The organism is Granulicella mallensis, assembly GCF_014203225.1.
GTDB classification, from domain to species: Bacteria; Acidobacteriota; Terriglobia; order Terriglobales; family Acidobacteriaceae; genus Granulicella; species Granulicella mallensis_A.
Genome location: NZ_JACHIO010000014.1, coordinates 155,119 through 168,773 on the forward strand (window position 1 = coordinate 155,119; position 13,655 = coordinate 168,773).

The following is a 13,655-nucleotide window of genomic DNA, read 5'->3' on the forward strand; positions in this document are numbered from 1 at the left end:
AAGAACAGCTTCACGGTAGATCACCCCCAATGCTGTCATCTCGACCGGAGGCGGCGTTCTTTGCCGCCGTAGTGGAGAGACCCCTGTATTTTGCTCGTGCAGGCGATGTTGCCCGATGTGAGCAGTATGGGTGATCGATACACCCTCGAAATACAGGGGTCTCTCCACTGCGCATGACATAAAGCCGTCATGCTTCGGTCGAGATGACAACGTTTGGGTGATCCCACAACACCCCTTACCAGCCTCAATCGAAAAGCAGTATCGTCTCTACGACAGCAAACCGCGCCGCCCAGGCAACTTCAACCCGGCGCAAGGCAGGGAGAGTGCCATGAAAGCTCGTCCAGCCGTAAGCTTCTTCATCCTGGGACTGGCCCTTACGCCGGCAGGAGCGCAGCAGCGTGGCGAGGCCACTCCGGCGGCGATGGCTGCGTGTGGCCCGTCGAGTGCCAGCTTTGACGTGAAGTCCGACAAGTCCCAGCAGCCCGCGCCGCAGGTCCCTCCCGGCAAGGTCCTGGTGTACCTGTTCGAGAACATTGCGAGGGCTCCCCTGAGCGGGGCGCTGGTGAGAGTGGGCGTGGACGGCCAGTGGGTGGGCGCGACTCTGAACGAAACCTACCTGACCTTCCTGGTCGATCCCGGCATCCATCATCTGTGCGTGCGGGCCCAGGGCGCTGCTCCGTCTCTGGCGGAAGATGGAATCGCCCTGCGCCGGTTGAACGCCCAGCCGGGCAAGACGTATTACTTCCGCGCCCAGGTCTTGCGGTCGGAGGGCTCCGGCATCACCCTGCTGGACACGGTGGACGAAGACCAGGCCCAGTTCCTGCTCCAGACCTCAGCCCGCGCCATTTCGCATCCGAAGTAGGGAGTGTGGAGCAGGAAGTTGCCATAGGCCGCGTATCGCGGCGTTATCATAGGGGTGCGCCACCCGGGAGGGCATTGCATGGGAGAACTGAATCGCATCACGCAGAACCCCGCTGTCATGGGCGGCAAGGCCTGCATCCGTGGAATGCGCGTGACGGTCGGAATGATCGTAGGGCTGATCGGCTCCGGGCGGAGCGTGGATGAAGTGCTCGCAGCGTACCCCTACCTTGAACGTGAAGATGTGCTCCAGGCCCTTCGGTATGCGGCATGGCTTTCAGAGGCGCGTGAGGTCGTGCTAGCCGAGGCATGAAGCTGCTCATCGACATGAATATGTCTCCGCTTTGGGTGGAGATATTGAAAGACGCAGGTTTCGAAGCGGCGCATTGGTCGTCGCTCGGGATGGCGAACGCTCCAGATTCAGAGATTATGGCCTTTGCGAAAGCAAACGGCTACGTAGTCTTTACGCAGGATTTAGATTTCGGTCTCCTTCTGGCTACGACACTTGGCGAAAGGCCCAGCGTCGTTCAAGTTCGTGCACAGGATGTTTTACCGGACACGATCGGCAAACAGGTCATCGAGGCCTTGCAGCAGATGATGACTGAGCTGGCTGAGGGTGCGCTGGTTACCGTCGATCCGAAGAGAACGCGACTGCGGATATTGCCTTTGCGGTCGAGAGACTAAAGCAAATTTCCTGTAGGTGTGTAGCGAAACCGCGACATCTATGGCCGTTTTTACCCGGAAAAACGGTGCTGCACGCCCGATTCAACTTCCGAGTAACAGGAAATTTGCTCTAAAGCGGCGGAAGTGTTTGAGTCTGTTGAAGCATCGCTCGATGCAGTTACGATGCTTATAAACCCCTCCAGCTTCCGGTACCCTTAGAAATCTGTCACGTTCAGCTCATAAATACGCGATCTAGATACAGCACTAAGGCATCACGGTGTATCTTTCTTGAGCTGATTCCAGCTACTTGGCCTATGTAATTTGTAAAATACCGCGCTTCAAGAGATTCACAATCATGCTGTGTGATGCAGAACCCGGATCTAACAACTCGCCAACTGGAAATGGCTCGACCAAAGCGCCGTAGTTGTACGACGTCGCCGCTATTAGAGCCTTACGTTCTGATGACCTATGCTTCGCTGTGCGCTCTAAATCCCCAATTGTAGCTTCCGGGCAATATGCATAAACCTCTTTCAAGCTAGCCTCCGCTCTCGCATAGCCGTTAAAGGCATTATCAAAATCAAGATATGCACGTGACTTTTGCATAATTGAGGCAGCGATAATTTGTGACTCCCATAGAGCGATGAATCTATCGATGACGGCACTCCATGTATAGTTCTCATTGACTGTGCGCCTCGCCTCGGCTGCCATCGATAGGCGGAGTTTGTCAGAGCTTAAGACGAGCTCTATTCGCTTTGTCATTTGTGCGATATCAATGATCGTACGAGATGCTAAGATGCGCTCGGCATCCGCGTTCCAGTTGATGGCACCTGTAACATTTACATCATTTTGATGAGCTGACTCAATCCACGTATCAACCAGAAATCCAGTAATTCCATCTTTTATTAAATCGCGGTAGCCACTCCAGTTTGGCGCAACTACAGGCAGCCCACTCGCCATGGCTTCGACTACGGAGAGTCCAAACGTTTCCTGCACGTTATCAACTGGAGATACAAAGACGTCAGCGCTAGCATAGATATATCTCTTCAAATAGCTAGGGAAGTCCAGTCGAAAATCCACAAGGTCGCTGACATTACAGTCGTGCGCTATTTGCAGTAAAGCTTCCTTGTATCCAGCTTGTTCTTCATGGCCGGCGATAAGAAGCCGTATGCCCCCAACTCGCCTCCTCATATCCGCGATCACCCGGATCAAGGGTTCGAGGTCGGCTTTATACCCAGCGTTCAACCTGCCCGAATACAAAATCACGCGACCGACCTGTGGCAGGCCAAGGACATCTCTCGCAAGAGTTTGGTCAACTTCTCTGAGCATTGCAGATTCTGTCGCAAGAGGTAAAACGTGAATTATATTTTCCATGTCAGCGAGGCGTGACTTTATGCCGAGACGGTTTAGTATCTCGGCAAGCTGATTAAATATATTCGTGATTGCGTCCCGTCCTGCTGTGCTTGTCACAACAATTGAGTCCGAGGCTTGAGCGAATAGGTATTGCGAAAGAAAGTTGTCCATCAATCTGGGTGTGGGAATAGCATGCACCAGACTGCAAACCGGAATACTTGCTTTTACCGCGCCAAAGCATTCAGCCATAGCAGAGAAATATGGGAAGGCGGCAAGGCCAATTACGGGTTTATTGCTGACGATATCACTTAGCTGATCGGGGTAGCATACGCTGATCTTATTTTGCAACTCGGATGGAAGATCTCTACGGCTAAACCACTTATCATCTTGTGATTTACGACCATCTGACTGTAGCGCATAAACCTGCTGGATGCCACTATGTTGAAGGCACGCCATAGTCATATCATTTGTTGCTACTGCTGATCCATTCCTGTCGGCTACTTTGAAATCCGATATAGAGCGCCTGTATGAGACAAACTGTAAGATGTTCATTGTGCTCCTGTGCAAGCTCAGCTTCAACCAATGCACCACTGAAAGTGCGTAGACCAGACGGACTTGAAAAGGGCCGCGATCTTATGCGGTTATTTTCTCCTAAGCGAGTCTCTTCGATTCACAATGGTCAATTCATCGTTGGCTTAGAAGCGTTCTCGATCCGAATAGTCTCAACTTGGCCCTTGGCTGTTTTAAGTTTCAGCCCGAGTTGTTGCATCAGATTGGTAGTTGCCAAAGCCTCGTCGTGATCACTAGGGGGCATTTCAACAGTAAAGTTATAGAATCTCTTTAGGCCCGTCTGATCCACTACGGGACGCTCTAGAGTGCTACTCACCTCTTGAACCAGGCTTGCTATCGAAATATGAGTGCCGAACTCCTCATATCCACCCGACATGCTAACGTGAAATCCCCTCGTGCGAAGATCATCCTCCTTTGCCTCTTTCATTTGTAGAGTTTTAGTTCCCCTAACTAAAACGAAGATCGGGCCGGTCGTTATCTCCCGATGAAATCGTAAACCAAACCTTTCGACGAGAAGGGTCTGGAGCATCTTTCGCTCCTCATCATTTAGGGTCATTCTGGTGGAAGCCTTACCCATGTCTCCTCTTTCAGAAGTAGCGGGCGGTAAGGCGACAACATCATATCGATCTGCCTCAAGCCAACTGGGTCCTCCCACAACTTGAAAGGGACGAATGTTAAAGGCTTCGAGGATGAGCGCCTTCAGAGTGGCGAACCCGATGTAAACTTTACCGCTAGGGACTACTCGAACACCAACGCTTGTCCCATCTTTCGATGGTCTTACCGTCGCAACCTCGAATGCGGTTGTTTGCGAAACTGAAGTCTTGGTGTGTAGTGTAGTCGGTGCTTGTGCTCTAGATGCTTGGCCAAACCCATTCGACACAGAAACCAACAAGAACCCCGCGAGGATTAGTTGGCATTTGCTAAGGCTACGAGAGAAGCCTCTCGAAACAATCATAAACGCGCCTTTCTTCTAACTCAGTGTTAACGAAAGACCGCAGATCTGTATGTGCCGAAGCAACGATCGATGATCAACCATTCAAGCGAGAAATGATAGCTCGTTAGATGTCTAATCGGCGAGGGGATCTGGTCGATCAAGTCCATGACGCCAGTCATGGCCGAACGCTTTCAGTTTCATCACAGGACTGTTTAAGTTGCGGGAATCCTGCAAATGATTGTCCTATCTCACAAGGTGAAGATAGCCAATGTCTGTACGTACACGGCAGATGTCAGGGTTCTTGAGCTTGTAACTGTCGACGACAAGACGCCTACCAGGTAAATGCCAGATGGCATAGCTCAAGCAAAGCATTGCATCGTGTATCGCAATGCTTGCCACCCCAGAGACTTTCCAGTGCGGAACAAGCCTCCCGGTAGGAAGCGTCGACTCAAATGCCCAATTACAGGCTCATCCGAAGTAGAAGTAGCGGACACGGAGCACTTGTGACGGCGCAACAGGTGCTCCCTTTTATCTGGCCGCTTATGCATTATGGATGAGCACCGCACTGGCCAACAGGCGCCCCGTTATTCTGGACATTGCAACTGTGGCAACCGATGGATCCAAAATTTTCGCACAGTCCCGAGGAGGTGCCGTTGTTGCAATTGATGACTAGACAGTTAGTTGGAACTGCCTGAGGTTCAATTGGAGTACGCAAAGTTGCCTGCGCAAAAGCTGCTAATTGGAAAACCATGGCAACTGCTGATGCAACCGCACCAGATGTAATCACGCTCTTCTGGCTAACATTCATATTAACCTCTCCTAAATTGGTTACGTGCTCCATTCACAGCGCTCAGACGTATTCACAATTCTTAGATGAGCAACTTATTTAATACGGCTATATCATCTGCAGACAATACCCCTGCCCACACTCTCTTTACTTTTGAGTCACTTCCAATGACAATAGTCTCCGGCGTAGCAATGAGATTAAGCTCCGCCATTTCCTCAGGATCCATTTTGTGGATAGTCCGAGCACGTCCCGGTTGTTTCTTAGAAAGAAACTCTGGTGTGGCCATGCCAGTAAGATCTACAGTTACAAAGTCCACAGATTTATCGGGAACTCGAGTAATTAGTGAGCTCCAGTTTGACCAATTCTTCTCGCAATAAGGACAGACCGGAGAGTACGCCATGATAACAGTTGCTTTTTTCCCCGATGTAGCAATAGTGACTGGTCTGTCATTTAAATCCAAGCCAGTTACTGTGTTCACCACTTTTCCCATGATAGTAACTTCTGTGGACTTTTCCGCTCTCGTACTTCGCAGAGATCTATTGTCACGTAGCAAGTAGATGTTGGCGGTAGTCATCGCCACACAAAGCACCACTAGAAGATAAACAAACCACGGCGTGCGCTGCTCGGCTGTATGCAATTTGGCTCCTGCGAATGACAGTTACTTGTAGGAAATCCTAATCTCTAAAAATAAGTCTTCGCAAGCCGATGCTCATAAGCAACAATGCTGAATCGAATGCGCGGTAATGCAGAAAAAAGGAAAAGGGGTGCGAGTTTAAACTCGCACCCCTTTTCCTTCATATAATGGCTAATTACTGCAGCAACGCCCCATTCTCCGTGGGGCTCTTCGGGTCTTCCGGAGGGATGACCATCGCTGCTGCTACCTTGTCGTCGGTGTCGAGGTCCAGGAGCTTGACGCCCATGGTGGCTCGTCCTGCGGCGCGGACGGACTTGGTGTCGATGCGGATGATCTTGCCGAACTGGCTGATCACCATCATCTCCGTTGTGTCGTCCACCAGTTGAATGCTGGCGACCTTGCCGATCTTCGGTGTGGCGCGCATGTTGATTACGCCCTTGCCGCCGCGGGATTGCAGGCGGTAGGAGTCAACGTCAGTCCGCTTGCCGTAGCCGTTGTCCGAGACCGAAAGGATCAGGCAGGGCGTCAGGCCGAGCTTCTCGTCGAGCTGCTGCAGCTTGGCTGCTGCGGCCTCCGAGAGGACCGGAGCGCCCAGTTCGCCGGGTTCTGCCAGTTCCATGGGCTGGGCCGCTACGCTCTCGCCGGCTTCGTCGAGAACGGCTTCCACCTGGGCGGTGAGACCGGTCTTGGCGGCTAGTTCGAGACGCTGCTTGTTGCGCGCCTCGGGCGAGGGCGTAACTGCTGCGCCGATCACGTAGTCGTCCTTCTTCAACGTGATGCCGCGGTTGCCGAAGGCCGGACGGCCCATCGGGCGCAGGTCCTGCTCGTTGAAGCGGATCGCCATGCCGTCGTGCGTCGCCAGGAAGATGACCTGCTCGCCGTCCGTGATGCGGGCGGTGATGAGCTCGTCTTCCTTGTCGATGCCGATCGCGATGATGCCGCGGGCCATGACGTTCGAGAAGTCCTTGAGCGCGGTCTTCTTCACCGTGCCGTTGCGCGTGGCGAAGAGTACGTACTTGCCCTCTTCCGCCAGGTCCTTGACCGGCAGAATCGTCACCACCTTCTCGCCCGGCTGCAGGTCGACCAGCGAGGCCATCGCCTTACCCTTGCCGGCGGCGCCGATGTCGGGAATCTCGTAGACCTTGAGCCAGTAGACGCGGCCCGAGTTCGTGAAGCAGAGCAGATAGGCGTGCGTGGAGTCGATGATGAGCTGCGCGACGAAGTCTTCTTCGCGCGTCTTCATGCCCAGCCGTCCCGTTCCGCCACGGCGCTGCTGGCGGTAAGTGGAGATAGGCGTGCGCTTCAGGTAGCCGGTGTTCGAGACCGTGACCGCTACCTGCTCATCGGCGATCAGGTCTTCGAGCGTGAGCTCGGTCGACTCGTCGAGGATGGTGGTGCGGCGGGCATCGCCGTACTTGTCGCGAATATCTTCGAGTTCCTTGATGATGACGCGGCGAAGCTTCTTCTCGCTGGCGAGAATCGACTCGTACTCGGAGATGTTGTCGCGGACCGCGCGCAGCTCGTTCAGCAGTTCGTCGATCGAGAGCTGCGTCAGTCTGTAGAGCTGCAGTTCGAGGATCGCGTCGATCTGGCGGTAGCTGAGGATCAGCGTTCCGGCCGTGTTGTTCGAAAGCTGTGCCGAGACCGAGCCGCCGGCCAGGTCGATGGCGTACTTCGCCGGATCGAGCGTGACGCCCTGCAGTTCGGTGCCGCGCAGGTTGATGCGGCGGTTCGAGAAGTAGCTGAACAGGTTCTCGCGGGCATCGGCGCGGCTGGAGGACTGCCGGATGATGCGGATGACCTGGTCGAGATGGTCGAGCGCGATCTGGTAGCCGAGCAGTACGTGCTCGCGCTCGCGGGCCTTGTTCAGCAGGAACGCGGTGCGGCGGCGAACGACGTCGATGCGGTGCTCGATGAAGGCCCAGATGGCTTCGTTGAGCGGCAGTTCCTTCGGCTGGCCGTTGTGTACGGCCAGGAAGATCATGCTGAAGCTCTCCTGCATGGAGGTGTGCTTGTAGAGCTGGTTGAGCACGATCTCCTGCTGGGCGCCGCGCTTGAGTTCGATAACGATCCGCATACCGTCGCGATCGCTCTCGTCGCGCACGTCGGAGATGTCGTCGACGATCTTCTCGGTTACCAGCTCGGCGATGCGCTTGATCAGGTTGGACTTGTTGACCTGATACGGGATCTCGGTGCAGATGATGGCCTGGCGGCCGCCGCTGATCTGCTCCATGCCGCACTTGGCGCGCATCATGAAGCGGCCACGGCCGGTCTTGTAGGTCTGGGTCAGGTTGCCGCGACCGTAGAGGAAGCCGCCGGTCGGGAAGTCCGGGCCCTTGACGTGTTCGAGTACGATCTCAAGGTCGCTGCGGGTCTCGCCCTTCTCCTTTTGCAGGAGAGAGATGGTCGCGTTGAGGACTTCGGTGAGGTTATGCGGCGGAATGTTGGTCGCCATGCCGACGGCGATACCGGTGCTGCCGTTGACGATCAGGTTCGGGATGCGTGCGGGCAGAACGGTCGGCTCGGAGGTCGATTCGTCGTAGTTCAGGGTGAAGTCGACGGTGTCGGAGTCGATGTCGGCGAGCATTTCACCGGCCAGGCGGGTCATGCGCGACTCGGTATAACGCATCGCGGCGGGTGGATCGCCGTCGACGGAGCCGAAGTTGCCCTGGCCGTCGATCAGGGGATAGCGCAGCGAAAAGGGCTGGGCCAAACGCACCATGGTGTCGTAGATCGCGGAGTCGCCGTGGGGGTGGTAGTTACCCATCACGTGTCCGACGACCTTGGCCGACTTGGTGTACTTCTTGTTGAACTGGAGACCCATCTCCTGCATTCCATAGAGGATGCGGCGATGAACTGGTTTAAGCCCGTCACGGACGTCGGGCAGCGCGCGCCCGATGATGACCGACATCGAGTAGTCGAGATACGACCGGCGCATCTCCTCCTCGATGTTGATGGAGTTCATGTACAGCGCACCGGGTCCGGTGGGCGTGGTGGGGCCGTCTCCGCCAGCACCGCCCGCAGGGGGAGGATTATTGGAGTTCGCATCCTGGGGGCTGGGGGGAGTTTGGTCGGGTCCTAAAGGCAATTGCGGGTTCTGATCGTCTGGCATGGGCAATCTCTATTATAGCTGGCTGGGCCGCGAAAAGAGGGGGTTGGGGAGGATGCCCCGGAGATGCGTAGCCTTTGCTTTTCTTGTTGTTATTCCCCTCAAAGCCGTCATCCTGAGCGAAGTGTCTCGCGCTTTTGCGAGACACGAAGCCGAAGGACCCCGAGAAATTTGTCTGACCTCTGCTTTCCACACCTTTTCAACCGTGGACGCTGAGGCTCGGGGTTAAGGGTTGGAAAGGTGCGAAGAGCATTGGCAGGATGCAGGGTTTCGGGGTCCTTCGACTCCGCAGCTCGCCAAGTGCGCGAGCTGCTTCGCTCAGGATGACGGTTTGGGGGGACAACAGGGAAAGGCAAAAACAAAGACAGATCAACCGCATGACTCGCCGCTTTTCTCATGCGCAGGATGCATCGGGACGTTTACACTCACAATCGATGCAGACACTGACCGAACTCAACGACCAATTTGGCATTCCCCACGTGCTCGTCTTCGCAGAGGGCAAGGGCGGACTGCTCTGTGCGCAGATTACGACCGAAGCCTGCACGGCGACGCTCTACCTGCAGGGCTCGCACCTGGTGCACTGGCAGCCAGCCGGGCAGAAGCCGGTGCTGTTTCTCAGCGATCGCTCGAACTACGCGCCGGGCAAGGCGATTCGCGGCGGCGTGCCGGTGATCTTTCCGTGGTTCGGCGCACGCACCGGTGCTCGCACCGACGGCCCGATGCACGGCTTCGCCCGGACCCAGCTCTGGCAGGTGGCGTTCGCGGCTGTTTCGGGCAAGGACCTGCACCTGACCCTGACGCTCGGGCCTACCGACGAGAGCCGCGGGCTCGGCTACGACCACTTCCGCGTGGCTTATGAGCTGATCCTGGGCAGCACGCTGACGCTGCGGATCAGCGTCGTCAACCTGGACCCGGAGGAGCAGGCCGGGACGCCGATGCACTTTGAAGAGGCCCTGCACTCCTATCTCGCGGTCGGCGAGCCGGAGCATCTGCGCATCTACGGCCTGGGCCAGACCGAGTTCCTGGACAAGGCCGACGGCTTCAAGCGCAAGAAGCAGACCGAAGACGTTCTGACGCTGCATGAGCAGACGGACCGGCCGTATCTGAACACGACCGCGACGGTTACCGTGGAAGATCCGGACCTTGGCCGCCGCCTGGTGGTGGCCAAGCAGGGCTCGAAGACGACGGTGGTGTGGAACCCGTGGTCGGAGCTGGCGGCGAAGATGTCGGACTTTCCGGCCGAGGGCTGGCGCGGGATGACCTGCATCGAGACGGCGAACGTCGCTGAAAACGGCGTGACTCTGAAGCCGAAGGAAGCGCATACGATGGAGGCGAAGATCTCGGTCGAGCCCTTCAGCGGCAGCGCGACGGAACGGACTCAGTAAGCTGTGGAGATGAGACCACTGATTCTTGCCTCGGCCTCGCCGCGGCGTCGCGAGCTGCTGGCGCAGGCCGGCTTTACGTTCGAGGTGCGCGCGGCGGACATCGACGAGAGCCGCCACGCGGGCGAGCTGCCCAAGGACTACGTGCGGCGCCTGGCGCTGGAGAAGGCGCAGGCAATTGCGGCGCGAAACCCCGGAGCGGTCGTGCTCGGCGCAGACACGACCGTCGTGCTGGAGGGCGAGGTGCTGAACAAGCCCGCCGACCGTGCCGATGCTGAGCGCATGCTGCGGCTGCTCTCGGGACGCACGCACCAGGTGCACACGGGGCTCGCGGTGGTGGGGGCGCTTGGGCACCAGTCGCACGTGGAGACGACTGATGTCGTCTTCCGGGTGATCGCTGAGGACGAGCTGGCGGCTTATCTGGCGTCGGGCGATCCCATGGACAAGGCAGGAGCCTATGGCATCCAGGGCTATGCGGCACGGTGGATTCCTCGGATCGAGGGCGACTACTTCAACGTCGTCGGATTGCCGCTGGCGGCAGTGGTACGGCTGTTAGGGACGGTCTCCTCAGAATACGGCGAAAGATGAACTTTTCCACATGGATATCCAGAGGTAGTCTTTTTGGAACATCCCCCGCAAAATTCAGCGGACTGCAACATTCATTCGATACGCTAACCTTTATGCGACTTAGCTTCGTCATACCGGCGTACAACGAAGAAGCCTACCTGCCAGCGTGTCTGGAATCCATTCTCGGTCAGATCCAGGGCCTCGAAGGCCGTACCGAGATCATCGTCGTCAACAACGCCAGCACGGACTCCACGCGAGAAGTCGCGCTCCGCTATCCCGGCGTTACCGTCGTCGACGAGCCCCGCAAGGGCCTTACCTTCGCTCGTCAGGCGGGCTTCGCCGCCAGCTCCGGCACCCTGATCGCTAACGTCGACGCCGATTCACGGCTCACGCCCGGCTGGGTCTCCAATATTCTCGCCGCCTTCGATGCCGAGGTTCCTGCCGGCAAGCGTCCTCTGGCCGCCTTCTCCGGCCCGATTCTCTACTACGACCTCACACCCCGGCAGCGCGTTCTGGTGCACGTCTTCTACATGACGGCGTGGATGACCTATGCGATGAACCGCTATATCCTGCGCGTGGGCTCGATGGTGCAGGGCGGCAACTTCGTTACCGCTCGCTGGGCGTTGGAGGCGATCGGCGGATTCAATCTCGCGATCAGCTTCTACGGCGAAGACACCGACATCGCCCGCCGCCTGAACGATGTGGGCGAAGTCCGCTTTACCTTCGCGCTGAAGATGTTTTCCTCGGCACGCCGCCTGAAGAAGGAAGGCATGCTGACAATGGCCGCGCGCTACTCGATCAACTACCTCTGGACGACCTTCTTCAAGCGGCCCTATACGCATACGCATATCGATATCCGGGAACAGCCGGAAGGGTAGTGGGCGGTAGGTTTTAGTCGCTGCCTTGTTATTGCCGTTGCTTTTGCTGTTGTCGTTGCACTTGCTTTTCTGGTTGTCATTCCGAGCGTAGCGAGTGAACCTGCTTCCCGCCCGCTGAGGCTATACTGCCCGCGATGCAAAACCGCGAATACCACTTCTACGTCTACATTTTAAGTAGCAGGTCGCGCGATCTCTATATCGGCATGACGAACAATCTGCGTCTCCGTATCAGCCAACATCGCGAGATGAGACCTGGAACCTACACCGCCCAGTACAACATCCATCGTCTCGTGTACTTCGAGCGATTTCAGTATGTTCGCAGCGCTATTGCTCGCGAAAAAGAGTTGAAGGACTGGACGCGCGAAAAGAAGATGGTGCTGATCGAGAAGGTCAATACGACGTGGGAAGATCTTGCGGCGAGCTGGTGAAGCTGGCGTCGTTGCTGCTCCGGGCGGGAAGCAGGTTCACTCGCTGCGCTCGGAATGACAACCAGAACAGCAAGTGCAAAAACAACAACAACGACAAAAGCAAGAACACCGCCGAGCCAAAACAATTGCAGAACACAAAATCAAAAGCGGCTGGTAAGGGCAACAACCCCTTACCAGCCGCTCTATTTCTGTTCCTGAAGCTAAACCAGTTCCAGTCCCTGCCGCAGGTCGTTCACGCCGGGGAACGCGAGGCTTAGCGGAGCCGATACGCCGCGCTTGCCGAACAACCGCACCAGCTTGATCGCATTCGTGATCGCTGCCGGAGGCGCGCCGCCGACCCAGAGTTGGCTCAGTTGCCGCATCTCGCCGTTGGCATCCGGATGGAAGACCCGGTCGTCCCACTTCTGCCAGCCCGGGAGGAACTGTGGGAAGTCGGTAACTGCATTCAATGTGGACTGCAGGATACGCTGCTCCCAGCGCTCCTGGTACTGATCCATGAAGTGAACGTGGCTACGACGCTCGACGCGGATCTCCTCGACGAAGTCGTTGAAGTTGGTCGCCGTCGTCAGGTTGATGTTGGCGTTCGGCTCCAGCCCGTGACGGTCGCCGCCTGAGATCAGCAGGTAGCCGAGCTCGCGGGCCATGCGGCCGACTTCGCGGTTTTCCTGAGCGTGGCGCAGACCGTTCAGCTCCAGGGCGTGGATGCAGCCGCGTACCTCAGCCATAAACCGTCGTGCTTCAGTAACGTGCGCCGGACCGACCTTGTGCAGATCCCACAGCGGGTGGTTGAAGACGATCAGAACATGCGGCTGTTCGTGCAGTTCGCGAAGCATCTCGACCAGCTTGGCGTCGTTCGGGGCGGCGGTGTAGGCCTCTAAGCGGCTCATCCACTCCGTGCCGGTGCCGCTGGGCAGGTTGTGGATGCCGAGATGGAAGACCGTCTGGCCGTAGGGAGCGGACCACTCAACCGACATCGGAATGTGTCGCGACGAGGGTACGGCGCGCAGCAACAGCGTGCCTTCGAGCGTGTCATGGTCGGTGATCGATACCAGCGGATACAGGCCAAGGCGCTGAATCTGCTTGGCTTCCAGGTCATAGGCCATGCGGGGCTGCAAGGGCGGACGCCAGTTGGCACGGTCAAAATCCAGCTTGACGCTATATCTTTCGGAAGCTCTCTTCTCGTAGAACGAGAGAACGCTGCCCATGCCCGGCAGCGCCACTCCCATCTTGTGGATAAAGCCCAATGTCTCCTCGGAGCAGCTGGTATGGCTGTGCAACGAGACGCCTGTTGTGAAGGCTGCTGTAGCTAGCGGCTGTTTCCAGTTGGTCGAGACTTTTGACTGAGCCTGCATGGTAGCTCCTGGCGGCTATGACATTTTTAGTGCTGTACCAAAGCTTGCCAGCGAAATGCGAATGCACCGTAATCAGAGCAATAACAGACGTTCAATTTGTCGAAATATGTGCCGAATTATGTACCTTTTAGCGCTGGCTCAGG

General features: G+C 56.8%; 12 protein-coding genes. 7 read left to right on the plus strand and 5 right to left on the minus strand.

What is annotated here, in order from left to right:
- Positions 1-328 precede the first annotated feature (328 nt).
- The 3 genes from HDF15_RS16765 (at position 329) to HDF15_RS16775 (ending at position 1,542) form a co-directional block, all read left to right on the plus strand.
- The gene (locus HDF15_RS16765; RefSeq protein ID WP_184257561.1) at positions 329-862 is read left to right on the plus strand and encodes a hypothetical protein; all 534 of its coding nucleotides are present in this window, start codon (positions 329-331) and stop codon (positions 860-862) included.
- Positions 863-940: 78 nt separating this feature from the next.
- Positions 941-1,171: a DUF433 domain-containing protein gene (locus HDF15_RS16770; RefSeq protein ID WP_184257563.1), complete on the plus strand. Its 231-nt coding sequence runs from the start codon at positions 941-943 to the stop codon at positions 1,169-1,171.
- Complete coding sequence (locus HDF15_RS16775; protein ID WP_184257565.1) at positions 1,168-1,542, plus strand: DUF5615 family PIN-like protein; 375 nt, start codon at positions 1,168-1,170, stop codon at positions 1,540-1,542. The genes HDF15_RS16770 and HDF15_RS16775 overlap by 4 nt, the downstream gene beginning before the upstream one ends.
- A 291-nt stretch (positions 1,543-1,833) precedes the next feature.
- Here the strand turns inward: HDF15_RS16775 and HDF15_RS26275 are convergent, their stop codons facing one another.
- The 4 genes from HDF15_RS26275 to gyrA all read right to left on the minus strand — a co-directional run bounded on the left by HDF15_RS26275 (position 1,834) and on the right by gyrA (position 8,908).
- Positions 1,834-3,423: a glycosyltransferase family 4 protein gene (locus HDF15_RS26275; protein ID WP_184257567.1), complete on the minus strand. Its 1,590-nt coding sequence runs from the start codon at positions 3,421-3,423 to the stop codon at positions 1,834-1,836.
- Positions 3,424-3,550: 127 nt separating this feature from the next.
- A complete protein-coding gene (locus HDF15_RS16785; protein ID WP_184257569.1) occupies positions 3,551-4,396 on the minus strand; it encodes a TIGR03435 family protein in 846 nt (281 codons plus the stop codon).
- 848 nt (positions 4,397-5,244) lie between these two features.
- Positions 5,245-5,799 carry a hypothetical protein gene (locus HDF15_RS16790; protein ID WP_184257571.1) on the minus strand — a complete coding sequence of 185 codons (555 nt, stop codon included), beginning with the start codon at positions 5,797-5,799 and terminating at the stop codon, positions 5,245-5,247.
- A 172-nt stretch (positions 5,800-5,971) separates the two neighbouring features.
- Positions 5,972-8,908 carry a DNA gyrase subunit A gene (gyrA, locus tag HDF15_RS16795; protein WP_184257573.1) on the minus strand — a complete coding sequence of 979 codons (2,937 nt, stop codon included), beginning with the start codon at positions 8,906-8,908 and terminating at the stop codon, positions 5,972-5,974.
- 374 nt (positions 8,909-9,282) lie between these two features.
- Between gyrA and HDF15_RS16800 the strand changes: the two genes are divergently transcribed.
- The 4 genes from HDF15_RS16800 (at position 9,283) to HDF15_RS16815 (ending at position 12,160) form a co-directional block, all read left to right on the plus strand.
- Positions 9,283-10,290: a D-hexose-6-phosphate mutarotase gene (locus HDF15_RS16800; RefSeq protein WP_260331143.1), complete on the plus strand. Its 1,008-nt coding sequence runs from the start codon at positions 9,283-9,285 to the stop codon at positions 10,288-10,290.
- Positions 10,291-10,299: 9 nt separating this feature from the next.
- Entirely contained in the window at positions 10,300-10,875 is a 576-nt protein-coding gene (locus HDF15_RS16805) for a nucleoside triphosphate pyrophosphatase (RefSeq protein ID WP_184257575.1), read from the plus strand.
- Positions 10,876-10,967: 92 nt separating this feature from the next.
- A complete protein-coding gene (locus HDF15_RS16810) occupies positions 10,968-11,732 on the plus strand; it encodes a glycosyltransferase family 2 protein (RefSeq protein WP_260331144.1) in 765 nt (254 codons plus the stop codon).
- Between the two features lie 134 nt (positions 11,733-11,866).
- Positions 11,867-12,160: a GIY-YIG nuclease family protein gene (locus tag HDF15_RS16815; protein ID WP_184257579.1), complete on the plus strand. Its 294-nt coding sequence runs from the start codon at positions 11,867-11,869 to the stop codon at positions 12,158-12,160.
- Between the two features lie 200 nt (positions 12,161-12,360).
- On the opposite strand, the gene HDF15_RS16820 is transcribed toward HDF15_RS16815, so the two are convergent.
- Positions 12,361-13,512, minus strand: a complete 1,152-nt coding sequence (locus tag HDF15_RS16820) for a PHP domain-containing protein (protein ID WP_184257581.1) — start codon at positions 13,510-13,512, stop codon at positions 12,361-12,363.
- Positions 13,513-13,655: the final 143 nt, after the last annotated feature.